Annotated in this window: 18 protein-coding genes and 1 rRNA gene; 12 read left to right on the top strand and 7 right to left on the bottom strand. The window is 43.7% G+C overall.

Translation table 11 applies throughout. From position 1 onward, the window contains the following. Nucleotides 1-187: 187 nt before the first annotated feature. From rrf to DEO27_RS23035, 5 genes are all read left to right on the top strand, one after another. A 5S ribosomal RNA gene (rrf, locus tag DEO27_RS23055) occupies nt 188-299 on the top strand. A gap of 545 nt (nt 300-844) precedes the next feature. Then, nucleotides 845-1,672, top strand: a complete 828-nt coding sequence (locus DEO27_RS23050; RefSeq protein ID WP_112569029.1) for a hypothetical protein — start codon at nt 845-847, stop codon at nt 1,670-1,672. Further along, nucleotides 1,669-2,631, top strand: a complete 963-nt coding sequence (locus DEO27_RS23045; RefSeq protein ID WP_146749989.1) for a hypothetical protein — start codon at nt 1,669-1,671, stop codon at nt 2,629-2,631. The genes DEO27_RS23050 and DEO27_RS23045 overlap by 4 nt, the downstream gene beginning before the upstream one ends. Nucleotides 2,632-2,659: 28 nt before the next feature. Next, nucleotides 2,660-3,040 (top strand): hypothetical protein, encoded by a 381-nt coding sequence (locus tag DEO27_RS23040; RefSeq protein ID WP_112569025.1) that lies wholly within the window; start codon nt 2,660-2,662, stop codon nt 3,038-3,040. A gap of 362 nt (nt 3,041-3,402) precedes the next feature. Continuing rightward, complete coding sequence (locus DEO27_RS23035) at nt 3,403-5,742, top strand: TIM-barrel domain-containing protein (protein ID WP_190295203.1); 2,340 nt, start codon at nt 3,403-3,405, stop codon at nt 5,740-5,742. Nucleotides 5,743-5,886: 144 nt separating this feature from the next. Here the strand turns inward: DEO27_RS23035 and DEO27_RS23030 are convergent, their stop codons facing one another. From DEO27_RS23030 to DEO27_RS23015, 4 genes are all read right to left on the bottom strand, one after another. Beyond that, on the bottom strand, nt 5,887-6,660 hold the full coding sequence (locus DEO27_RS23030; protein WP_112569021.1) for a TerC family protein: 774 nt from the start codon (nt 6,658-6,660) through the stop codon (nt 5,887-5,889). A gap of 93 nt (nt 6,661-6,753) precedes the next feature. Next, on the bottom strand, nt 6,754-8,589 hold the full coding sequence (gene glmS / locus DEO27_RS23025; protein WP_112569019.1) for a glutamine--fructose-6-phosphate transaminase (isomerizing): 1,836 nt from the start codon (nt 8,587-8,589) through the stop codon (nt 6,754-6,756). Nucleotides 8,590-8,778: 189 nt separating this feature from the next. Further along, nucleotides 8,779-10,182: a DUF4270 family protein gene (locus tag DEO27_RS23020; protein WP_112569017.1), complete on the bottom strand. Its 1,404-nt coding sequence runs from the start codon at nt 10,180-10,182 to the stop codon at nt 8,779-8,781. A 15-nt stretch (nt 10,183-10,197) separates the two neighbouring features. Next, complete coding sequence (locus DEO27_RS23015) at nt 10,198-11,022, bottom strand: glycogen/starch synthase (RefSeq protein WP_112569015.1); 825 nt, start codon at nt 11,020-11,022, stop codon at nt 10,198-10,200. Between the two features lie 153 nt (nt 11,023-11,175). On the opposite strand from DEO27_RS23015, the gene panC reads away from it, so the two are divergent. Both panC and panD read left to right on the top strand, forming a co-directional pair. Continuing rightward, nucleotides 11,176-12,006 carry a pantoate--beta-alanine ligase gene (panC, locus tag DEO27_RS23010; RefSeq protein WP_112569064.1) on the top strand — a complete coding sequence of 277 codons (831 nt, stop codon included), beginning with the start codon at nt 11,176-11,178 and terminating at the stop codon, nt 12,004-12,006. Nucleotides 12,007-12,158: 152 nt separating this feature from the next. Next, complete coding sequence (gene panD / locus DEO27_RS23005; RefSeq protein ID WP_112569013.1) at nt 12,159-12,509, top strand: aspartate 1-decarboxylase; 351 nt, start codon at nt 12,159-12,161, stop codon at nt 12,507-12,509. A gap of 19 nt (nt 12,510-12,528) precedes the next feature. On the opposite strand, the gene DEO27_RS23000 is transcribed toward panD, so the two are convergent. Next, complete coding sequence (locus tag DEO27_RS23000; RefSeq protein ID WP_112569011.1) at nt 12,529-13,056, bottom strand: hypothetical protein; 528 nt, start codon at nt 13,054-13,056, stop codon at nt 12,529-12,531. Nucleotides 13,057-13,390: 334 nt separating this feature from the next. Here DEO27_RS23000 and carB point away from each other — a divergent pair, with 334 nt between their 5' ends. From carB to DEO27_RS22985, 3 genes are all read left to right on the top strand, one after another. After that, nucleotides 13,391-16,207 (top strand): carbamoyl-phosphate synthase large subunit, encoded by a 2,817-nt coding sequence (gene carB, locus DEO27_RS22995; protein ID WP_112569009.1) that lies wholly within the window; start codon nt 13,391-13,393, stop codon nt 16,205-16,207. A 99-nt stretch (nt 16,208-16,306) separates the two neighbouring features. Beyond that, complete coding sequence (locus DEO27_RS22990) at nt 16,307-16,954, top strand: hypothetical protein (RefSeq protein ID WP_112569007.1); 648 nt, start codon at nt 16,307-16,309, stop codon at nt 16,952-16,954. 59 nt (nt 16,955-17,013) lie between these two features. Next, nucleotides 17,014-17,475 (top strand): hypothetical protein, encoded by a 462-nt coding sequence (locus DEO27_RS22985; RefSeq protein ID WP_146749988.1) that lies wholly within the window; start codon nt 17,014-17,016, stop codon nt 17,473-17,475. A gap of 2 nt (nt 17,476-17,477) precedes the next feature. Here the strand turns inward: DEO27_RS22985 and DEO27_RS22980 are convergent, their stop codons facing one another. Continuing rightward, on the bottom strand, nt 17,478-17,942 hold the full coding sequence (locus DEO27_RS22980; protein ID WP_112569003.1) for a DUF4920 domain-containing protein: 465 nt from the start codon (nt 17,940-17,942) through the stop codon (nt 17,478-17,480). A gap of 225 nt (nt 17,943-18,167) precedes the next feature. Between DEO27_RS22980 and DEO27_RS22975 the strand changes: the two genes are divergently transcribed. Beyond that, the gene (locus DEO27_RS22975) at nt 18,168-19,541 is read left to right on the top strand and encodes an NHL repeat-containing protein (protein ID WP_112569001.1); all 1,374 of its coding nucleotides are present in this window, start codon (nt 18,168-18,170) and stop codon (nt 19,539-19,541) included. Nucleotides 19,542-19,812: 271 nt separating this feature from the next. Here DEO27_RS22975 and DEO27_RS22970 read toward each other — a convergent pair whose 3' ends face one another. Then, nucleotides 19,813-21,345 carry a serine hydrolase gene (locus DEO27_RS22970; protein ID WP_112568999.1) on the bottom strand — a complete coding sequence of 511 codons (1,533 nt, stop codon included), beginning with the start codon at nt 21,343-21,345 and terminating at the stop codon, nt 19,813-19,815. 108 nt (nt 21,346-21,453) lie between these two features. Here DEO27_RS22970 and DEO27_RS22965 point away from each other — a divergent pair, with 108 nt between their 5' ends. Beyond that, a complete protein-coding gene (locus DEO27_RS22965) occupies nt 21,454-23,637 on the top strand; it encodes a S9 family peptidase (RefSeq protein ID WP_410505348.1) in 2,184 nt (727 codons plus the stop codon). The last annotated feature ends 443 nt before the right edge of the window (nt 23,638-24,080 follow it).

Genomic DNA, 24,080 nt, shown 5'->3' with positions numbered 1-24,080 from the left:
GGATAGATGAGCCGGTGAGAAACACAAAAACAGATAATGAACAACAAGTGCTGTTGTTTTCTCTTAAATTCAATCACTTCTTTCAATAATATGTCATTTATAAAGGCTGAAAGGCCCAAGGATAAAGGCGAAAGGTAATAAACCTTTGAACTTTAACCTTTAAGTTTTCACCTTAATAAAAAGAAATTCAGGTGCCTATATCGGCGGTGTCTACCTCTTCCCATTCCGAACAGAGAAGTCAAGCCCGCCAGAGCCGATGGTACTGCGGTAAAACGTGGGAGAGTAGGTCGGTGCCACCCTTTATCACCTTCAATGGTGCAACATTGCAAAAGCCTTAGCTAACCGCTAAGGCTTTTTGCGTTGATAATACTTTCATATTCCTACTACTCCAACATCGATAACAACCATCCAAACTAATCAACGACTCACCCCTCACTATTCTCCACTCACCTCATCTGATAATGTCATGTTGAACTTATTTCAACACCTCATCTGTTGAGCCGTGTGCCATTCCAATCGTCAACCTGTGCTGTGGGGGGCTGAAACAAGTTCAGCATGACATAGGGGCTTTAAATTATAACAGCGCAACCCAACCACTCACCACTCTCCATTCAACCATTCACCATCAACCCGCGTTAGGGATAGGAGCGGATACCGGCCCGCGCCTAAGGCCCGCAGGCGTATGAGCGTATAGCCCGGCCGAAGGAAACACCCTGATATGAACATCCAAACAATCCAACCACTCACTGCTCTCCAAAGGCGGCTCCATAATTCCTAACAGTTAAAAATTTGCGTATTATAAAATAAATATAACTAACTTTATAATACACAGCCTGTTATCGTCATGCCTGCAGAAGCCAATAAAGCTGTTTCGCCTTTAAGCTGGGTTATCATAACCGGATTGGGTTTTGTGTTGTTTGTAGGGGCTGCGGTAACACTTATGATCTTTAGCAATAAATCTGCAAATATGAGTGCGCAGGTTTATTTCTTTCTTTTGATTTTTGCTGCTCTAATTGCCTCTGGCTTTTTATTCGGAGCATTAAAGGCGCATGCGAAATATAGCGGTCAGTTGCATAACGGAACTTTGGCACTTGGCGGGCCTGCAGTGATCTTTTGCCTCATTATCTATTTTGGACTGAAGCTGTCTCCTACTGCTGATTCATTCGATATTAAATTCATTGTATTTGCCGACGAGAGCAAAAATGAACTGGTAGACGGCGGGGTACTTAAAGTATTATTCAACAAGCCCGACTCGGCGAGAGTTGAGAACGGTACAGTGATTTTTAATGACTTGCCGGCAAGTTTATTAGGCAAAAGGATTACCGTTACTCCCGCGGTAGCCGGCTATTACCGACAAAGCCAGCAGGTAACTATCCCGCTTGACGGGCATACCTCCATTGAACTGCATCTCAAAAAGAAGCCGGATTCTTTAAAGGTGAGTGGCTTGGTTGTAGACATACAAGGACAGCCTGTTCCTGATGTATTGATTGTACTGGCAGACGGACAGTATAAAACCAATGCAGATCAGTTAGGCAATTTTATTTTAATACTACCTATAAAGGACGGAACCGAACTTCCGGTAAGGGTTTACATGGGCAAAAAGCTTCGTTTTAACAGTACACAGATTTTCTCGTCTAAAGTACCGCTTACGCTTCAACTGAATAAGCTATGAAAGCCGTTGTTTGCATAGTATGTCTATGTATGACCGGCCTTAACGGTTATGGGCAAACTACGGTTTTCAAAGGAGAGTTGTTAAACAATAACACTTTAGTTAAAAACTATACCATAACTATCGACGGTAATCCGGCAACTACAAATGAGTCGGGCGTTTTTACTACAGCTATTAACAGCAGCACTACCCAGGTAGAAATAAAAACGTCCGATAAAACTTATATCATACTTTACCCAATAGGAGGAAGGGTGCTGATACCTAAAAATCCAGCGCTGCTAACCCAGATAGTACTGGAAAGCTTTCAATCAAGCGGGCAAATCAAGAGCTATATGGCATCGTTATCGCAATTAAAGGACGCGGCAAAAAAGGGACAAGCCGATACCAAAGCCCTGCAGGTTAAAATAGATTCTATTGCGGCTAATCTTAAAAAGTTGGGCTATTCAAACGAAGATCTGAGAGCAGCCCGAGAGAAACAGGACGGAATCGACCTGTTCTATCCCGAAATCAGCGCGGCCCTGCAAAACTACATCCTGCAGGCGCAAAGTTTAATGATCGCCTTTAAATTTATAGGCGTGTATGCCTTTGTTAATGTTAATGCGCTTACACAATATGCGCAAACCCAGAATGGGTTTAACCAGGCTTTTGAAAAATTATATGTCAATTATCCCACATACTCAAAAAAGATGAGCGATTACTGGGACGATCCGGCGCTTTCCAAAACATTTGGGGAGATAGCTGATACGCTTATTTATGGTATCGGCAAAAACAAGATAGTCCCCTTAAATGATATTAAAAATCAGATCAATCAGTATTTCCAGAACCAGGTGTCCGATAAGGATAAGGAAAAGCTGAAAAAAGAGATCCAATCGCAAATAGAAACACAGGTCCCGGCCATTACAGATCAGCTTGCCGTTATGGAACAACGTGTAAAACTATTCCTAAGCCAGTTAAAAAATTAGTAATCATTAATAACTAAAGCATTTAATCATGAAAAAATTAAATCTCCCCCTCTATGTTATTTTGATCGTTATTGCAGGCTTTTGTACCACAACGTGTGGTAAAAGTAGTGACGGCGGAGGCGGTGGTGGTGGCGGCGTTATTGTTCTTCTGGGCGATCTTATCGGTTTTTGGCAACATGACACCGATTCATTTACGTTTGACGGCCAGGACAACAAGCTCGGCGGCTCAGGAACAGTCGGCGGGCAAACGGGTACGGTCTCGAACAGCAAAATTGACAAATATCAGTTTTCGTTTGATCTTGTTTTTGCCGATAACAGCGTAAAATCTTATACAGGTACCATAGACGACACAAAGAAGGTAATAAAGCTAACCACAGGTTCAACGACAACTACTTTCAACAAGCAGTAGCAATTGATGTTGCCCACGCCCTCGCGCTCAGATAGTGCCATAAGAGCCCTGATTTAATCATTGGGGCTTTTGTGTTTAATAGCCATTAACACGCCTTCGTATTTTGTATTGTTTTCTGATAAAAAGAGCATCGTAAAAAGTCCTCATTGATTTGGCTGATCAATTGATTTTTACGTGGGCTGAGCCGTGAAAAAAATTACCTCAATTCAAAAAAAGTACGCTATATTCACACTGTCTAAATAGGTGTTAATCTCACACTCAATATAAAACCAATTTATGTGCTCATGATGTTTAAACAATTATCTCACAAAAGTGCAAAAGTTACGCAATCGATTGTGTTAATTATTTTGCTGTTAACAGGTATGTCAACTATGCCTGCTTTGGCAGTTATCAAATCGTTTAAAAAAGCTGCCGATGGTGTTACTTTTACGCTCGACAAAGGCTTGATGAAAGTACTCATTCGTAAGGATGATATCATCGAGGTAGAATACACTATATTCGATGCTCTTGAAACCAAACCATCGCTGGTAGTTAATAACAAGTGGCTGCAGCATGTACCCTACCAGGTTACTGATGGGAGAGCTGAAGTTGTAATTACCACATCGAAGTTGAAGGTGAAGATAAACAAAGCCACCAACGCCATTACTTATACCGATTTAAAGGGTAACGTGATTACAGCGGAGGACAACGATAATAAATCGATGACACCTGCTACTATTGCAGGAATCAGTACATACAATGTTACTACGCAATTTAACTCGCCTAAGGATGAGGCCTTATTTGGTTTGGGGTGTCACCCGCTTGATTCCATGTCTATCAATTATAAAGGCCGCAACCAGGACCTGGCCATTAAATATCTTACCGGCGCTATACCTGTAATGTTATCAACCAAAGGCTATGGCTTGATGTGGGATAACTATTCGGCCAGTAATTTTTACGGGGGCGAAGCAGATAATACCAAATTTAAATATGTATCTGAAAGCGGTAAACAGGTAGATTACTTCTTTTTCTACGGACCCGGTTTTGATCACATCATCGATCTGTATCGCACCACTACCGGAAGAGCCCCTATGTTTGGTAAATGGGCTTATGGTTTGTTTCAGTCGCAGGATAGGTACCTGAGCGAAGATGAGATCCTGAGTGTGAAAGATAATTATCGCAATAACCATATTCCGGTTGACGTGATTGTGCAGGATTGGTACTACTGGGACCCATTGCCAATCGGCTCGCACGTGATGAAGCCGGAGCGCTATCCGCATCCGCAAAAACTGATCGACGCTTTGCATGCGGCAAACCTGCATGCCATGATCTCTATCTGGCCGGTATTTGGTAAAGGCACACCCAACTATGATGCGCTGGATAAAATGGGTGGCTTAACTGATATTACCTGGGATAACGTGGTTACCCACACTTTTGATACTTATTACGATGCCCACAATCCTAAAGCAAGGGAATTATACTGGGATCAGGCCCGCGACAGCCTCATTAAACGTTATGGCTGGGATGCCTGGTGGATAGATCAGTGTGAGCCCGATAATGGCGCATTGCTTGATGCCCGCCGGCAAAGTAATTTTGCCATTGGTAAAGGCATTGATTATTTCAATACTTACTCTTTGCAGCATACCAAAGGTGTATATGAAGGCTGGCGCAGGGATATTCCGGGCAAGCGCGCTTTCTTCCTGGTGAGGCAGTCGTTTGCAGGCGAACAGCGTAACGCTTCGACGCTATGGTCGAGTGATATTGAGTGTACGTTTCATGACTTTAAAGACCAGGTGCCGCAAGGTATCAACGCCTGTACATCGGGTATTCCTTACTGGACATCAGACATAGGTGGTTATCACTATCACTGGAAACCAGCCGATTGGTCACAGCCCGATAAGCGTGAGCTTTTTACCCGCTGGTTCCAGTTTGGTACGTTCTGCCCGATATTCAGGATCCACGGTAAAGGCGAACGCGCTATCTTCAGCAAAAACTGGGATGAAAACACAAGGTCGATACTGCTTAACTTCGATAAGTTACGCTACCGTTTGATGCCATACATCTATTCGTTGGCAGGTCGTGTTACCAAAGATAACTATACTATTATGCGTTCGCTGGCTTTTGATTACCGTGGCGATGTCAATGTTTATGGTATTCCTGACCAGTATATGTTTGGCCCGGCCTTTATGGTTAACCCCGTTACCGAGCAGCTTTACACTTCAAGTGATGCCGCTAAAAAAGCCAAGGCCCGCCAGGTTTACCTGCCCGCAGCCAGCAAATGGTATAACTTTTGGACCGGTGAATTGCTTGACGGCGGTCAAACCATCAGCGCTGCTGCGCCTATCGAAATATTGCCGCTTTACGTAAAAGCAGGCTCAATTATACCTATGGGCCCGGATGTTGAATACGCTACCGAAAAACCAAATAGCAATATCGAACTTCGTATTTATCCGGGTGCCGATGCTTCGTTTAAGTTTTATGAGGATGAGAACGATAACTATAATTATGAAAAAGGACAGTCGGCTACGTTCACTTTAAACTGGAATGATAAAACCCATAAGCTGAGTATCTCTGATACCAAAGGTCATTTCCCGGGCCAGTTGAAAAACCGCACGTTTAATATCGTAATGGTTAAAGGCACTCATGGCTCAGATGTGGCTTTAACTGCTAAGGCCGATAAAGTAGTTAAGTATGCAGGGAAAGCGATAGTAGTGGCGCTGTAACGCCGATATAAAATGGATTTTTCTCTATGTCATTGCGAGGAGGAATGACGAAGCAATCGCATACTGTACAGAGGGGTTATGCTTCCGTGCGGTTGCCACGCTTCGCTTGCAATGACATAGATTAAATTTGCAGTGATGAATTCTCTAATTCCTTTTGCTTTCTACCTTCTTCACCCTGTTAGCTTTCATTTTCAAGTTCAGCATCTCTACCAAAACAGAAAATGCCATGGCGAAATAAATGTAGCCTTTCGGGATATGCTGTTCAAAGGCTTCGGCCAGGAGCGAAACGCCTATTAATAACAAAAATGACAGCGCCAACATTTTTACGGTGGGGTGTTTGTTTACAAACGCGGCAACACCGTTTGATGCCCACATCATAATGCCTACCGCTATAACTACAGCCAGTATCATGATTTCAACATGGCTGGCCATTCCGACAGCAGTAATCACAGAATCGAGCGAGAAAACAATATCAAGTATCATGATCTGCAATATGGTACCCCAGAACGAATGTTTTTTTACTGCCCCCTCATTTTCCTCATCGCCTTCAATTTTATGATGGATCTCGGCAGTGCTTTTGTATATCAGGAACAAACCGCCGATGATCAGGATCAGATCACGACCGGAGATGGCCAGTTTTTCTACCCATTCGGCATCTGTAATACTAAAAATTGAACTAAGGTTAAACAAGGGCGCTGTTAAAGTCATTACCCAACTGATAGAAAGCAATAACAGGATGCGGGTGATCATGGCCATGCCTAAACCAACCCGGCGGCCCTGGCTTTGCTGGCTGGCCGGAAGTTTGTCGGATAGGATAGAGATAAACACAATATTGTCGATGCCTAAAACGATCTCCAGTAAGGTAAGCGTGATAAGGGAGATCCAGGATTCGGCCTGTTCAAAAATTTCAAAACTCATAGGTTAGCAGGTATTTGTTTCTTTCCAAAAATAACAAAACCCCTGCCGTTAAGGGCAAGGGCTTGTAAAAATAGATTATCGTTTGGGAATGGCTTATTCAACAGTAACCGACTTTGCCAGGTTACGTGGCTGATCCACATTGCAACCACGCATAACCGCAATATGATAAGCCAATAGCTGAAGCGGGATAGTTGCCACTAACGGAACAAAAGCCTCGTTGGTTTGCGGAATCTCTATTACATAATCGGCCATCCCTTTCACCTCAGTATCGCCTTCGCTAACAATAGCGATAACGTGCCCCTTACGGGCTTTTACTTCCTGGATATTGCTGATCACTTTTTCGTACGACGAATGTTTAGTGGCGATGAACACAACCGGCATTTCATCATCAATTAAGGCGATAGGACCGTGTTTCATTTCGGCAGCCGGATAACCTTCGGCATGTATGTAAGAGATCTCCTTGAGCTTTAAAGCGCCTTCCAGTGCCACCGGGAATGAACTGCCCCTGCCCAGGAACAAACAATTGCTCGAATCTTTAAACCTGGCCGCGATCTCCTTGATATGTTCATTTGTTTTCAGCGTTTCCTGCACAAGGTTAGGGATCTCGTTTAAACCGGTTAAATATTCAACCATTTTGCTTTGCGTAATTTTGCCACGCTGCTGGGCTATATAAAACGCGATAAGTGTTAACACACTTACCTGCGCTGTAAACGCCTTGGTTGACGCCACGCCAATTTCAGGACCCGCATGGGTATAAACGCCGGCATGGGTTAAACGTGGAATGGACGCGCCAACCACATTACAAATACCAAAAATGGTGGCGCCTTTCTCTTTTGCCAGTTCAATGGCAGCCATGGTATCGGCTGTTTCGCCCGATTGGGATATGGCTATTACCAGGTCTTTTTCGGTGATGATTGGGTTGCGGTACCTGAACTCAGAAGCGTATTCTACTTCTACCGGTACGCGTGCGTATTCTTCAATCAGATATTCGCCTACCAAACCGGCATGCCATGATGTACCGCAGGCTACAATAATGATCCTGTCAACGTTTTTAAGCTTCTCGGTGTATTCCTTAATACCACCAAGCTGCACTTTGCCTTGTTGAGGGTAAATACGGCCACGCAGACAGTCGCGGATAGAGCGGGGCTGCTCATAGATCTCCTTCATCATGAAATGGTCGTAGCCGCCTTTTTCCAGCATCTCCAGTTTCAGGTCCAGTTCCTGGATGTATGGAGTTTGTACCGAGTTATCGATATTTTTTACCAGCAGGTTTTCGCGGTGCACATACGCGATTTCGTTATCGTTAAGGTAGATCACGTTTTTGGTGTACTCTACAATAGGGGTAGCGTCAGACGCAATGAAATATTCACCTTTACCTACGCCAATCACCATCGGACTGCCCTTGCGCGCAGCTATCATCAGATCCGGCTCATCGGCGCTCATAATTACAATGGCATATGCACCTATCACTTTGTTTAAGGCTACACGTACTGCATCTTTTAAATCAAGGCCTGTCGCATTCTGGATATCCTCGATCAGGTGTATTAAAACTTCGGTATCGGTATCACTTTTGAAAACGTGGCCTTTGGCAATGAGGGTTTCTTTAATGATGCCGTAGTTTTCAATAATCCCGTTATGGATGATGGTAAGCTTCCTGTCGCCAGACGAGTGTGGGTGCGAGTTTCGGTCGCTTGGTTCGCCGTGGGTGGCCCAGCGGGTGTGGCCCATGCCAATTGTCCCTTTCAGGTCTACGCCCTTTACAAAATTTTCCAGGTCTTCAACTTTACCAGCCTTTTTGTAAACTTTAAGATCCTGGTCAAGCAAGGCAACACCGGCGCTGTCATAGCCACGGTATTCGAGCCTGTGCAGCCCTTTTATAACGATGGGATAAGCATCCCTAAATCCTATATAACCAACAATTCCGCACATAAAATATCAAGTATAAATGTTAAACGCCGCAAAATAAACAGCTATATAACACATATCAGCAATAATTATTTTGATTTTTTGCGAAAAAGGAGAAGTTTTAAAATACTTAGAAAAGTATTTTAAAAAGTGGATTTGCCTTAAACAAAAAAATCCCCTAAGCGGGGATTCTTTTGTTTATTAAGAGATATCTTACTTGTGAATTTTGGTGTAAATGATATTCATGCGGATACTGTAACCCGGTGTGTTTTTATCGCTACCCACTATAATCGAACGGGCTGCCGTTTGTGTTGATGGTGCCACGTCAATACCTGTTGTGGTGTTAACAAGGGTAGTATCAACCGGGGCAATATAAGTACCATAGTCAATGGTTTTCTTGCGGATCAGATCCTGAACAAAAGCCGTAACCAGGAAGTGGTATTCTTTTTTGGTACGATCATAGCGGCCGCCAAACAAGCTGGTTTGTGAACGCGGATCGCTTGCACTTGCATCCTGTATTAATGTCCTTTGTTTGGCTATATCCAGTTTATACATGGTTAGCTTAGGCAATGGCGCATAAGGTACACCTGAACCGGCACGTGGCGTTATAACGATTTCGGCACGGTTTAATACTACCGATGAGTCAACAAGTTTATCCAAACCAGGGAAACTTAGTTTAGCCCTTAAGCCTGCAAGCCCCTGAAGGTAAATTGTATTTTGCGATGTTGTTGTATTATTAAGTGCCGCCTGAATGGTAGTGCTGTAAGTATGCGTAATTTCCGCGGCACGGTTAAAGAATGGCATGGTTACTGAAGCAGTGTCGATGGTACTCGTCGTCGTACTCGTGGCTGCGGTAACAACTTTGTAGAAAACATCAATTTGAGACGAACCAAGGTCAAGCTGTATAATACCACCGGCGTCGCTGGCCTGTGCCCTTTCTAAGCTCAGGTATAAACCTTTTATTGTACTTTGGAAAGTAGTAGGCGATGCCAGTACTGTACCGCTTGCATTAAACAGGTTATTGTAGATGAAGGCTTTGCTCAATGGTACACGCAACTGTGGTGCAACACGCTGTACAGTATCGGTAGAGTCGGCACGGATGCGGGCAATAGTGATACTGTCATGCGTACGCGCAGTGAAGGTTTTAGAACCAAGCAAAGCGCTCAGATCAGCATCCCAGTGGTTATTGCTATAATAGGTTTTGCTCTCAACCTTCTTTTGAAGCTGATAAACGTTTATTTTATAACGTGAAGCCAGTGAGTCGCCATAAAAACCATCAGAATATTTGAGTACAAGTATAGCCGAGTCAATGGTAAGGGTACCTGCCGGAACAGAATATGCTGCACCATTTGGCAAGTTTACGCCCAAAGCAACAATACTTTTTGTTGTACCAAATACAGGGTCAACAAAGTTGGCAAGCGGTGTTCTTGTCATGCCCGATGTTGACGCGGTATCATCAGCAACAGTATTGATAACGATATTGGTATCAACTATGAGGTTACCGTTGATCTCGTTTTGATCATTGATACCCAAACCAATACCATCCTGGCGTTTACAACTATTCAAAATAAAAAGACTTATTAACAGGGTCAATAAGTCTAATCGGAAAAATTTCATATATAATATTAAGTCTTATGCAACATCCACCAATTCGTCGTTGGTAATTTCGTCGTAAAAATTGTAATAATTTTCGAAATCTGCGGTAGAATCAAATTCTAAAACCGATTTATTGCTGTTTTTAACATTATTTAACACATCTGCATCAATGTCAGGGCTGCCCAAAACGATACCGTCTGAGTAGTGGATAGCACCGGCATATAATGCCGAGTTGGTGCCGCCTTTGTAAGGCTCAACATGCTGCTCGTTCATATTGCTCATAATGGCTTTTGTAGTAAAGTCATTGTGCAATTTCTCCTTAAAATCATTTTCATAAATAGAATAAATGATTTTTGAGTGTTTGAAAGTAGGATCGTCTTTGTAGGTTGTTTTAAGATAAGCAGGTACAAGCGCGCTCATCCAGCCATGGCAATGGATCACGTCCGGCGCCCAACCTAATTTTTTAACAGTTTCCAATGCGCCTTTGCAAAAGAAAATCATACGCTCATCATTGTCGGCGTAAAATTTACCTTCTTTGTCTGCAAATACATGTTTACGCTGAAAATATTCTTCATTATCCAAAAAATACACCTGCATACGCGCCGCCGGGATAGATGCTACTTTGATGATCAGCGGGTTGTCATTATCATCAATGATAATATTCATACCCGATAACCGGATCACTTCATGAAGTCTGTTCCTGCGCTCATTGATGTTACCGAAACGTGGCATAAGGATACGAATTTCGTAACCTTTGTCCTGCATGGCCTGCGGGAGTTGGCGTGTTATTTCAGCAATTTTTGTGAGTTCAAGGAAAGGGGACATTTCATGAGTTATAAACAAAAGCTTAGATTTACCCATCACTAAATCAGTATTTAAAATGTAAAGAAGTCAAAAAATTTGAGTTTGCAAATATAACTAATATTATATAAACTGCCAACGAATTATGCAAGTAACTTTTGGTTATTTTTAAGCAATTGTACACCTTTGCCAGATTTTGTAATACCTGTTACATTGAAAATATTCACCACCAAAAAAGAAATATCAGATTACTTTAACCGTAAGCCTGTAAAAGTAATTGGCTTTGTACCAACCATGGGTGCATTGCATAAAGGGCACCTGGGTTTAATTGAACTGGCAAAGCAGCAAAGCACCCAGGTTGTTTGCAGCATTTTTGTAAACCCTACCCAGTTTAATGACCCTAAGGACCTCGAAAAATACCCCCGCCCGATAACCGAAGACATCCGCCGACTGGAAGAGGTGAACTGCGATATTTTGTTTAATCCGCAGGTTACCGAGATGTATGCTGATAATGAGAAATGGCATTTTGACATGGGTGATCTGGAGCACTTGCTGGAAGGAAAATTCAGGCCTGGGCATTACCAGGGCGTTACCCAGGTAGTTAATAAATTGTTCAATATAGTTAAGCCCGATGTAGCCTTTTTTGGCCAGAAGGATTACCAGCAGTTTATGGTGATCAGTAAAATGGTTGAGGCATTGGAAATGCCGGTTAAGCTGGTGATGTGCCCTATTGAACGCGAACCCGACGGCCTGGCCATGAGTTCGAGAAATATTCACCTTACCCCGTATGATCGTGAGCATTCGCTCATCCTGTCCAAAACGCTCAACTGGGTTAAAGAAAACTTCGATATCAATCAAATTGACACGCTACAGCAGCAGGCCGCTCAAATGATCAGCAATGAACCCGGCGTTGAACTGGAGTATTTTGAAATAGCCGATGGCAAGACACTTCATCCCGCCACCCCGGCATCTGAAAGCGTTGTGGCGTTGGTAGCCGCCCGCGTAGGTAAAACAAGATTGATTGATAATGTGTTGATTGATTAGGAGCCTATAGTTCATAGATAATGGTTCATGGTTTTTAGCAAATTTGCCGTTGGCGGGTTGGTTGAAATAATCATAAACTATTTACAACCAGCTAACAAATACTATGAACTATCAACTATGAACCATGAACTAAATATTCCTAACTTTGCGTCATGACAATTGAAATATTAAAGTCCAAAATTCACCGGGTTAAGGTAACGCAGGCGGAGTTGAATTATGTGGGCAGTATCACTATTGATGAAGACCTGATTGAGGCTGCAAATATCATCCCCAACGAAAAGGTTCAGATAGTGAACAACAATAACGGCGCTCGTTTTGAAACTTATGTTATCAAAGGCGAACGCGGAACCGGCACAGTTTGCCTGAACGGTGCTACAGCCCGCCTGGCACAGGTAGGCGATATCGTGATTATTATGTCGTACGCGTATATGGAGGCAGAGGAGGCCCGCAACTACGAACCAATTCTTGTATTCCCCGATTCAGATAATAAACTGATTAAATAGTTTTTGGGAGATGCCCGGCTTAATTGGACGGGTATGATCCTATCCCCAATGATACTTTCAGGCTCGCGTCGGTAGCGGCTGCTTTACGCAGGCGATAAACCATCCTGATACGTACCGAGGGTTCGCGTACAAGCACATCCAAAAAATGCGAGTTATCGATATCCAATACAATGCTGTTACCGGCATTGGGTTGGATATCTTTGCGGATAGCTACCATCACTTCTTCACTGCCATCGCTTTTACCCATGTAAACCCTTAATGAAGCGATATTGCCGATGTTATAATCCGTAGGGTCCTTTGATTCCAACTTGGCCGATATGATGCGTACTTCACTTATTTTATTGGCGTTGTTGCCGTCTTTAGTAAAATCCTGGTCAAAGCTGTTACCCGTACTTACTGCTATTTGAGCTTCATCAACCTTAGCCGACGCCGGGATCACCATAGTAGCCGTGTAGGGGAAAGTTGATTTAACAACTGATTGCAGCATAGCGCAGCTGCCAAAGAATAAAATAGCCACAAGCAATGGAAAAACAGGCTTCTTTATCATAGTTCCTAAATATATAAAGTATTTGCGGGTTGGCGCAATTACAGGTTTAATTGGGATTTTTACAGCCGGGGCTGTAAGTAAATATAGTAAGATTCTACGAAAATAATATGCCTATTGTTTTATGAAAAAGTGCCTTAAAACTTAAAAAAAGCGGGGTGTAATTGCTGTAATGTTAAATCTGAAAAAAAACATGAATGGTGTTTGTTAAAATTCTATCTTTGCACCCCGACGCTGAAGTCGGGATTTCTTGGCTTTCAGCGCATAGGAAAAACCGTTTAAAGGCTTAACTGTCTTTAACTTTTGACTTAGAACTTTTGAATTAAAAAAAAGCCCTATGCCCAAAGACACCTCCATTAAATCCGTTCTGATTATCGGCTCCGGCCCAATCATCATCGGCCAGGCTTGCGAATTTGATTATTCCGGATCGCAAGCTGCTCTCTCGCTAAAAGAAGAAGGCATCTCCGTTTCTATCATTAACAGCAATCCGGCAACTATTATGACGGATAAAGTTATCAGCGACCATGTTTATCTTCTGCCGCTCACCTGCGAAAGCATTGAGAAAATTTTAACTGAACAACAGATTGATGCTGTACTGCCTACCATGGGTGGCCAAACCGCGTTGAATCTTTGTATCGAAGCGTCTGAACGCGGCATCTGGGAAAAGTATGGCGTTAAAGTTATCGGTGTAGATATCGCCGCCATCGAAAAAACCGAAAACCGCGAAGCGTTCCGCCAGCTGATGGTTGACATCGGCGTAGGTGTTGCTAAATCAAAAATCGCCAATTCATTCCTTGAAGGTAAAGAAGGTGCGCAGGAAATCGGTTTCCCGCTTGTTATTCGCCCAAGCTACACGCTGGGTGGTAAAGGCGCGGGTTTCGTTCACAAAAAAGAAGATTTCGACGCTGCCCTTAACCGTGGTTTGCAGGCTTCACCAACCCACGAGGTATTGGTTGAGCAAGCTGTATTAGGCTGGAAAGAGTACGAGTTAGAGTTGCTGCGCGATAGCAATGACAACGTGATCATCATCTGTTCTATCGAGAACTTTGACCCGATGGGTATCCACACCGGCGATTCGATCACTGTAGCTCCTGCCATGACCCTGAGCGATCGCTGCTACCAGGAAATGCGTAACCAGGCTATTAAGATGATGCGCGCCATCGGTAACTTTGCCGGCGGTTGTAACGTGCAGTTCTCGGTAAACCCTGCCGATGAATCGATCATCGCTATCGAGATCAACCCGCGTGTATCACGCTCATCAGCCCTTGCTTCAAAAGCTACCGGTTATCCAATCGCTAAAATTGCTGCTAAGCTGGCGATAGGTTATAACCTTGATGAAATTGAAAACCAGATCACCAAAACCACTTCGGCCTACTTTGAGCCAACGCTGGATTACGTGATCGTTAAAATACCTCGCTGGAACTTTGATAAGTTCAAAGGCGCTAATAAAGAACTTGGCCTGCAGATGAAATCGGTTGGTGAAGTTATGGGTATCGGTCGCAGCTTTACTGAGGCCTTACAGAAAGCCTGTCAAAGTTTGGAGATTGGTCGCGCCGGTTTAGGTGCCGACGGTCGTCAGAGCCGTAACCTGGAAGAAATAATGGCCAGCCTGGAGCATCCAAGCTGGGACAGGTTGTTCCACATTTATGACGCCTTAAGCCTGGGTGTACCTATCGAATCGGTACGTAAAGTAACCAAAATCGACCGCTGGTTCCTAAACCAGATCCAGGAGTTGGTTAACCTGGAAGTAGAGCTTCGCCGCTATTCACTGAATAATGTTCCTGAAGAGTTCCTGTATACCCTGAAACAAAAAGGTTTCTCAGATGTGCAGATTGCCCACATTTTGGGTAACGTAACCGAGGAGGATGTTTACCAGCGCCGCAAAGCCCTGGGTATGCACCGCGTTTACAAAATGGTTGATACCTGCGCTGCCGAATTCCCTGCAAAAACGCCATACTACTATTCAAGCTACGAAGGTGAAAACGAATCTGTAGCATCTGACAGGAAAAAGATCATCGTATTAGGCTCAGGCCCTAACCGTATAGGCCAGGGTATCGAGTTTGATTACAGCTGTGTGCACGGCTTACTTGCCGCTAAAGAAGCAGGCTTTGAGGCTATCATGGTTAACTGTAACCCTGAAACGGTATCAACCGACTTTAACATGGCCGATAAGCTGTACTTTGAGCCGGTATACTGGGAGCATGTACGCGAAATCATCGAATTGGAGAAACCTTACGGTGTAATTGTTCAGCTGGGTGGTCAAACCGCGCTTAAAATGGCTGAGAAAATGCACGAGCACGGTATCCGCATCATTGGTACATCATTCAATAACATGGACATTGCCGAAGACCGCGGCCGTTTCTCTGACCTGTTGAAAGACCTTGACATTCCATATCCAAAATACGGTGTAGCTGAAAGCGCTGAAGAAGCACTTGAAGTTGCCCACAAAGTTGGCTACCCGGTGTTGGTAAGGCCAAGCTACGTATTAGGTGGCCAGGGCATGAGCATCGTGATTAACGATGAGGACCTTGAAAAAGCGGTTGTAAGCTTATTGCGCAACCTGCCTGGTAACCGTGTACTGATTGACCACTTCCTTGACCGCGCCGCCGAGGCCGAGTCAGACTCGATCAGCGATGGTGAGGATGTACACATCATTGGTATGATGGAGCACATCGAGCCTGCCGGTATCCACTCTGGCGACTCGTACGCTGTACTGCCTCCATTCGATTTTTCGGATACCGTTATCCACCAGATAGAAGAATATACCAAGAAGATAGCTACAGCACTTAACGTACGCGGCTTGTTGAACATCCAGTTCGCGGTTAAGGATGACAAGGTTTATGTAATTGAGGCCAATCCACGTGCTTCACGTACTGTACCTTTCATTGCTAAGGCTTATGACGTGCCTTACATCAACATAGCTACCAAAGTTATGCTGGAAGTTAACAAGCTAAGCGACTTCACTATCGAGCGCAAGCTGTGGGGCTACGCCATCAAAGAACCGGTATTCTCATTCGATAAATTCCCTGAGGTTACCAAGGAGCTTGGCCCTGAAATGAAATCAACCGGTGAGGCTATCCGCTTTATCCCTAACCTGCAAGACCCATACTTCAGGCACCTGTACAAAGAGAAATCAATGTACTTGAGTAAATAATTAAAACATTAAATTGCAGCCTTTGTAGTTTAATTGCTAATAACGTGAACCTGCAACCCTAATTGCAGGTTCACTATTGTTGTATTTAGTTACTATAGATTGAAAGTTAATTCGGCTAATGGTCAGGACATCAACCTGAAGAGTGTTGATCCTGAAGATATGGATGGTGTTTTAATGAAAATTGAAAAGTCATTTAACATCAGTTTAAACGACGCATCGGCAAACGATGTACAAAACTTTGGTAAACTTTGCGACGTTGTTCTCGAAAAAGTAAAAAAAACAAACGATGGCTGTACCACACAGCAGGCATTTTACAAACTCCGTAATGCCATCAATGCATCGGCAGGGCACGATAAGGATATCATAAAGCCCCAAACCAAACTTGTTGATCTTTTCCCGCGCGATAGCCGTATTGAGGCTATAGCTGCTATTGAAGAAGAGATGGGTTTCCAGATCAGCTTGCTTCAACCCAAGCAATGGATAGTAAACCTGTTTTCTATGATTTTGGTGGTTAGCTTTGTTTTTGCCTTTTATCACATGGCTATAGGTATTGCCGGTATGGTGGTAGCTGGTGTAGGCTTAAAACTGGCCGGCCGTTTTGGCAAAGAGATGCATGTAAAAACTATCGGCGATCTGGCCGAAAAAATTGCCCGCGAGCATTATATGAAATGCAAACGCGAAGCATCTGCAGTAAATAAAAACGAAGTTTCTGAAAAATTAAGGCAGCTCATTGTAACAAATGCTTAATATTGGTCGTCAGGGTTAATGTATCACATATTAACCCTGACGATTAATTATATCCTGCATTGAGAACTACCTTTATCCTGCTTTTTGTTCTGCTGATAGGTGGGACAATGAAAACTTATGCTCAGGCCAAAAATGCTATCGGTCTTGGCCTTTCCTTAAACACCTCCCGCGAAAATAGTAATGGCTTTGGCGCTCTTTTACAGGGCGAAGTTAAAGTAGCCAAGGCTGTAAGTATAACACCGTATCTGGGCGGCGAAGTTGCCTATGGTGTGCTGGCCGGGTTATCGGGCAGATATTATTTCAGCAAAGAGATTTATACATTGGCAGGTGCTTTTGGGCATCTTGATCCCGACTATTCCGGCTTCGGCGCCACTGCCGGGATAGGCTTTATCATCTTATCAACACGGCATCAAACCCTCGATCTGAATTTTCATGGTGATTATATGAAAAAGGGTAGCCAATCAACGCCAATAGCCGGGCTCAGGCTTATTTATAGCTTTTCTTTTACTAAGCTTGAATAGGCTTATTTATCTACCATTAAACCTTTTATTTCAAAACTAACCTTTCTATTAGAACTGGTATTAGTTTTATGCTGCTTTTTGCCGTTAACCGTGTCTCCGGCCATATGCTGCAGATCATCGGCAATGAACTGTTTGGAAGCTATCCCCGAAATTATTACTGTGCGACCGGCAAGAGCGGTCGGCAAATTTATACCTGCATTGGCGAAGTGAGCCGTAATAACGCGCTTGCTGCCTGCATCCATTTCAAACCAACCTCCTTTTTCTTTAGTGACTTTTATCACCTTGCCTGAAATGGCAGTAGTGATCCGCGTTTTTTTTCCCATAAAGGCTTCCAGTTTGGAGGCCGGCATTAAAGCTACGGTATCGGGTTTCTGGCCAAATATCATTCCATGCGGTAACGGTACTTGCTTTTGTGCTGTGGCCGCATTAACTATCAGGAGCGATATAAACAGCATTATTGTTTTCATGGTTAATTATTAACACATCCGTGCCGAAAATGTTGCTGAGTTTTTGGTTACTTTACGCCCGTTAAAAAAATTGATTAACCGGTTTTGTCGGCAAATGCAGGGCAATACCAGGTTTTGGTACGTAATAAGTATGTTAATATTTGTTAAAATGTTACTTTAAAGTGATTTACTACGTACTGATAAGTTAATTTTGCTTACTTTACTATATAACTTTTAAACAAACTCGTGAAAAAGAGCTTTACTAAAACAATTTTATTTGCCGCGTTTATAGTTGCCGTTGCTTTGGCAGGTGCAGGTTGTGGTAAAAGCGGAAGCGTTACACCAGTAACCGTACCGGATTTAACCACCACGGATGTGGTTACTGCTGAAAGTGGAACAATAGCCTATGCGGGCGGTTTATTTAACGGAACGCAGGATGTGAGCCTTGGTACCTATGGCGTTTGCTATAGCTCAACCAATCAAACACCAACTACGGCTGATAAAAAGACTACAGATACCGTACTTCAATTTGCTTATACAACCAAAATTACCGGTTTAAGCCCTAAAACAACTTATTATGCCCGTGCTTATGCTATAAACAGCGCAGGTACCGGTTATGGTAAGGTTATACAATTCACTACCGGCGACGGTACTACTTATGCTGGTGGTACAGTTAGTACACTGGCAGGTAACGCCGGATCTGACTTTATTGACGGTTTAGGCGGCGCTGCTTTTTTTGACAGCCCGCAGGGTGTAACTGTAGGCGCTGCTGATGGCAATATTTATGTTGCAGATTCATTTAATAGCGCTATCCGTAAAGTCACTACAGCCGGAGATGTTACTACGTTATCTGGCAGTGGCGCTATTGGCTACGTTGATGGCCCAGTAGCTACAGCTCAGTTTTATGCTCCGCAAAGTTTAGTTACAGATGCAACAGGCAATATTTATGTAGCCGATTATGGCAATAACAATATCCGTAAGATTACCCCGGATGGCACAGTAAGCACTTTTGCAGGTAGCGGCGATGCCGGATATGCAGATGGAACCGGTACCAAAGCAACTTTTAACAGCCCGCGTGGACTGGCAATTGACGGTTCCGGAAATATTTTTGTTGCTGATATGGGTAATAACCTGATCCGCAAAATTACGTCGGCAGGTGTTGTTACTACGTTTGCAGGCAGCAGGGGCGCAAGCTACCTGGACAATGCAACCGCTACCAGCGCTACTTTCAACAGGCCTAATGGCATAGCTATCGACGCTAATAACAACATTTACGTTGCCGAGGCGCTTAACCACACTATTCGTAAAATTACTCCGGCTGGCGTTGTTTCTACTTTTGTTGGCGGTAATAAACAAACTACCCTTGTTGGTGGCCCGTCAGCTATCGCGTTTGACAAAAGCGGAAACCTGTTCATAACTGATCAGAATGGCAGGATCCTGGAAATCACTAAAGACAGGGTTTTAAGAACTATTGCAGGCAATGGTACAACAGGTTTTGCAGAAGGTGTTGGAACCGCAGGTATCTTCAATTCGCCGCAGGGCATAACAGTTGATGCCAGCAATAACCTTTACGTGGCTGATTACTATAACAACCGCATCCGTAAGATCGTATTGCAATAAGCGGTTTACTGCTCAGATATTTTCAGCGGGATAATTTTTCTTTAGGGAAAAGTTATCCCGCTTTTTTTATGTGGGATTTTTAGATTTTTATTTCCCCTCTTGAGAGGGGGCGCGAAGGAAAGTGTGTTGGCAGGGGTGTGTTCATGTAATTAGCTTGTCAAAGCAGAAACACACCCCTACACCCCTCTCAAGAGGGGAATCGCACAATTCCACGCTTTCATATTTATGCTTTGGCCCGACAGTTAGCTAACTAAATGCTGTTTCCCTTGCCCTAATTCTTCTTAAAATCATAAGCCCCACGCTCTACAAAATCAGCCACTTTTACACGTACGCCTGTAACCTCGCCGTTTTGTATGGTGAACGGAAATACCGCTTTGCCTAATGTAGGATCGGAAAATGTAACGTAGAACCGGTTGCCACCAAGGGGTTTTAACAATGCATACATTTTGGGGTGATGTTCAAAGCGCATCTCGAGGTTGTTGCCTTCGCCTTGCGTAACTTCCATAGTGCCATAAAACTCGTTGGTGTATTTGCCGAGGTATTTGTTAGGCAGCAACATGGGTTTGGGGTTTAACAGCACAGAGTCTTTCAGTTTTTTGTCCTCAGCTTGTTCAGTAGCGGTATTGGCTTTGTATTGCTTTAAGTAACCTTCACTGTAGTTGCGGAATGGTTGTTTAAAGTAAGCATCCAGGATATCCCAACGCAAGGCTTCAAAGAGTAGGTTTTGATCTGTATTAGTTAATATAACAATGCCCAGGTTATCCTGCGGCGAAAGCGTTACCGACGATAAGTAGCCATTAACGCCGCCATCATGCATTACAAGGCGGTGCCCGGAATAGTCTTGTATAAACCACCCCAGGCCGTAAAGCTCAAAGTTATTTTCACCATTCATGTGGTGAACGCTGCCAACAATGTCCTGTGGTACACGGGTTGCTTCGATAGCTGCAGCAGGGATCACCTGGCGCTGGCCTACCTTGCCATTGTTCAACAAAGCCAATACCCATTTGCTCATGTCATTTACCGATGAGCTGATAGAGCCTGCCGGTGCAATCCCGTCTATCTGACAATAGGGGATTGGGGTGAGCCTGCCATCAACAATGGTATGAGGTACTGTACGGTTTATAGAAGTTGGCAGATCTCTACTTAAAGCTAAAGTATTACCCATGCCCAGTGGTGCAAAAATGGCCTCTTTTACATAAGCCTCCCATGAGTGCCCGTTGGTTACTTTTGGAATGATCTCGCCAGCCGTTAAAAATGCCGCGTTGGTATAACCCCAGCGTGTACGGAACGGATAGGCGGCTTTTAGCCTGCCCAGGTGTGCTATTACATCCTGGCGGGTAAGATTAGTGTTATAAAAAGTAAAATCGCCCTGGAAGGTCTGGAAACCGAGACGGTGACAAAGCAGGTCGCGTACAATCACCTGCTCGCTCGCGTTTTTATCTTCCAGTTTAAACTCGGGAATGTATTTGGTTACCTTATCATCTAAAGATAGCTTTTTATTGGCCTGTAGCATGGCAAGGGCGGTAGCGGTAAAGGCTTTGGTGTTGCTGCCTATCATGAACAGGGTATTTTCATCAACCTTGTTCATGAGGCCAAGCTCTTTAATGCCGTAACCCTTCATCAGCACAACTTTGTTATCTTTTACAATACAAACGGCTACACCGGGCACACGCCAGTTGGTGAGGGCCTTGCTGATGTAAAGATCTAAACTGTCTTTAATGAATTTGCTCCTGTCGGCATGCTGGGCATTTACCGAAGTGAAAAGTAACATGCAGGCAACGAGCAATAGAGGTATTTTTTTCATTACAGAGGGCTTTAGATTTCTTTATTGTGCTAATTTAACGCAAAATTTACAGTGACGTTATCTAATAAATAAAAATAGCGTTGCTCTATTAATTCAAACTTAATGTATATGAAATTTTACCGTTCGGGATTAACTTTCCTTACCGCACTACTGTTAATTATCCAGCAAAATACCGCTCACGCGCAGCGTACCGGTGTTAACTGGACAAAAGACGGCAACCAATACTACCGCATCACCGGCGGACAGATCATCATGATCGACGCGCGTGACACCTCTAAAAAAACTGTTTTTATCACTAAGCAAGAACTGACCCCTGCAGGTAAATCGCCTATCAGCGTTAAAAGGTTTACCGTGAGTGAGGATAACAAAAAAGTGCTTATCAACACCAACACCAAAAAGGTATGGCGCTATGATACCCGTGGTGATTACTGGGTTTATGATTCAAACACTAAAAAACTTTGGCAGTTGGGTAAAAACCTGCCCGAATCATCTTTGATGTTTGCTAAGTTTTCGCCTGATGGCAACAAGGCGGCTTATGTAAGCGGTCATAACATTTACATGGAAGACCTGGCTGACGGTTCGGTTAAACAATTAACCACCGATGGTACTCAAAAGCTCATTAACGGTACTTTTGACTGGGCTTATGAAGAAGAGTTTGGTTGTCGCGATGGTTTCCGCTGGTCGCCGGATAGCAAATCAATAGCATACTGGCAATTGGACGCCAGCAAGATCAAAACTTACCTGATGCTTAACACTACCGATTCGGTTTATCCGTTTGTGGTACCTGTTGAGTATCCTGTAGCAGGCGAAGATCCAAGCTCATGCAAAGTTGGCGTGGTTAACACCGCAACCGGTAAAACTACCTGGATCAATGTTCCGGGCGATGCCGTGCAGCATTATATCCCTAACATGGAATGGGCCGATAACTCAAACGAAATTATCCTGGAGCAACTGAACCGTGCCCAAAACGAAAGCCGTGTATTTATCGGTAATGTATCAAACGGTACAACTCGTTCTATCCGTGAGGAGCACAATGATTCATGGATTGATGTTAAAGCCCGTGTAGCCGGCGGCGACCCTGTGGGTTGGGGCTGGATTGAAAAAGGTAAAAGCTTTTTATGGCTGAGCGAAAAAGATGGATGGCGCCATTTATATAAAGTAACCCGCGAAGGCAAGGAAAGCCTGATCACTAAAGGTAACTATGATGTGATTGGCATCGACATGATTGATGAAGCTTTGGGATATGTATACTTCATCGCATCGCCTGATAATGCTACTCAAAAATATCTGTACAAAATAAAATTAAGCGGTGGTAAGGCCGAACGTGTTTCGCCTGCTGATGAACCGGGAACGCATAGCTATGATATTTCGCCTAACGGCAAAGTAGCGCTGCATAATTTCAACAACAGTTACACCCGTCCGCAAAGCGAGGTAGTTAGTTTGCCTGAACACAAACATATTACCGGTACTGTAATAACCGTTGATAAAGACACTAAAAATAAGCCCGAGTTTTTCAAGGTTAAAACGGTTGATGGCATTGAAATGGATGGCTGGATGATGAAGCCAATCAATTTCGACCCTAATAAAAAATACCCTGTACTGTTTACCGTTTATGGTGAACCAGCAGGACAAACCGTAACCGATACTTGGGGTACAGGCCATAACAGGCTGTATGAAGGCAGTATGGCCGATGACGGGTATATTTACATGTCGGTTGAAGGTCGTGGCGCTCCGGCCCCTAAAGGTACTGCATGGCGCAAAGCTATCTACAAAAATATTGGTATCATCAATATCCGCGACCAGGCGATGGCTGCCAAAGAGATCATCAAATGGCCTTTTGTGGACTCAACCCGTATTGCGGTACACGGCTGGAGCGGTGGCGGTTCGTCAACCCTTAACCTGATGTTCCAGTACGGTGATATATACAAAACGGGTATCGCTGTGGCGGCTGTTGGTTCGCAGCTTACTTACGATAATATTTACCAGGAACGCTACATGGGTGTGCCTACCGATGAGGCTGGTCGTGCGGCATTTATAAAAGGCTCGCCGATTACTTATGCTAAAAACCTGAAAGGTAACTTGCTTTATATCCACGGTACCGGCGATGATAACGTACACTACAAAAACGCCGAGTTGTTAATTGACGAGTTGATAAAATACAACAGGCAGTTTCAACTGATGTCATATCCTAACCGTACACACTCGATATCAGAAGGCGAAGGCACAACAGAGCACTTACGTACCCTGTTTACACAGTACCTGAAAGCTAAATGCCCTCCGGGAGGAAGATAATTGTGAAGATTTGAAAGAAAATTAAAAGGGAGATCAAATGGTCTCCCTTTTTTTGTCAGTCATATTTGCTAGAGTTTGTTGTTGGTGTCGCCATTATAGATGTTTGTGAAATTCTTAATTCCCCGTAGGGGATACCTGTTTGTAGTAAAAGTAACAGGTTATAACTTGTGCACTGTTAGGTGCTACCCCTCTGCATAAGACTAATTGTACGCGTATATTGGGTAGCACCTAACGGCGCAAATGATTCTGCGAAATAATGTTCTACAAACAGGTAGCGCCTAATGGCGCAAATCGGTAAGCCGTTTACAAGTTGTTTCGAGGGGGGATATGATGCTACGCTTATTATAGCTTTTGGATAGTTACCTTAAAGGCATGAACGGCAGTTTAGTGGAACATAAAATTCAAATTACGAAGAAACAGTACAAGGCACAACATAGCATTTA

The sequence above is a fragment of the Mucilaginibacter rubeus genome, assembly GCF_003286415.2.
GTDB classification, from domain to species: domain Bacteria; phylum Bacteroidota; class Bacteroidia; order Sphingobacteriales; family Sphingobacteriaceae; genus Mucilaginibacter; species Mucilaginibacter rubeus_A.
Note: the sequence above shows the minus strand (reverse complement) of the source record. Positions and strands in the feature narration are given on the sequence as shown.

Excerpts from the sequence above, each read along its gene's own strand:
- glmS (WP_112569019.1), bottom strand. The coding sequence starts at position 8,589 with ATGTGCGGAATTGTTGGTTATATAGGATTTAGGGATGCTTATCCCATC.
- DEO27_RS22980 (WP_112569003.1), bottom strand. The coding sequence starts at position 17,942 with ATGAAAACAATAATGCTGTTTATATCGCTCCTGATAGTTAATGCGGCC.
- DEO27_RS23040 (WP_112569025.1), top strand. The coding sequence starts at position 2,660 with ATGAAAAAATTAAATCTCCCCCTCTATGTTATTTTGATCGTTATTGCA.
- DEO27_RS23015 (WP_112569015.1), bottom strand. The coding sequence starts at position 11,022 with ATGGGTAAATCTAAGCTTTTGTTTATAACTCATGAAATGTCCCCTTTC.
- DEO27_RS23045 (WP_146749989.1), top strand. The coding sequence starts at position 1,669 with ATGAAAGCCGTTGTTTGCATAGTATGTCTATGTATGACCGGCCTTAAC.
- DEO27_RS23030 (WP_112569021.1), bottom strand. The coding sequence starts at position 6,660 with ATGAGTTTTGAAATTTTTGAACAGGCCGAATCCTGGATCTCCCTTATC.
- carB (WP_112569009.1), top strand. The coding sequence starts at position 13,391 with ATGCCCAAAGACACCTCCATTAAATCCGTTCTGATTATCGGCTCCGGC.
- panD (WP_112569013.1), top strand. The coding sequence starts at position 12,159 with ATGACAATTGAAATATTAAAGTCCAAAATTCACCGGGTTAAGGTAACG.
- DEO27_RS23050 (WP_112569029.1), top strand. The coding sequence starts at position 845 with ATGCCTGCAGAAGCCAATAAAGCTGTTTCGCCTTTAAGCTGGGTTATC.
- DEO27_RS23020 (WP_112569017.1), bottom strand. The coding sequence starts at position 10,182 with ATGAAATTTTTCCGATTAGACTTATTGACCCTGTTAATAAGTCTTTTT.
- DEO27_RS22965 (WP_410505348.1), top strand. The coding sequence starts at position 21,454 with ATGAAATTTTACCGTTCGGGATTAACTTTCCTTACCGCACTACTGTTA.
- DEO27_RS23000 (WP_112569011.1), bottom strand. The coding sequence starts at position 13,056 with ATGATAAAGAAGCCTGTTTTTCCATTGCTTGTGGCTATTTTATTCTTT.
- DEO27_RS22970 (WP_112568999.1), bottom strand. The coding sequence starts at position 21,345 with ATGAAAAAAATACCTCTATTGCTCGTTGCCTGCATGTTACTTTTCACT.
- DEO27_RS23035 (WP_190295203.1), top strand. The coding sequence starts at position 3,403 with ATGTCAACTATGCCTGCTTTGGCAGTTATCAAATCGTTTAAAAAAGCT.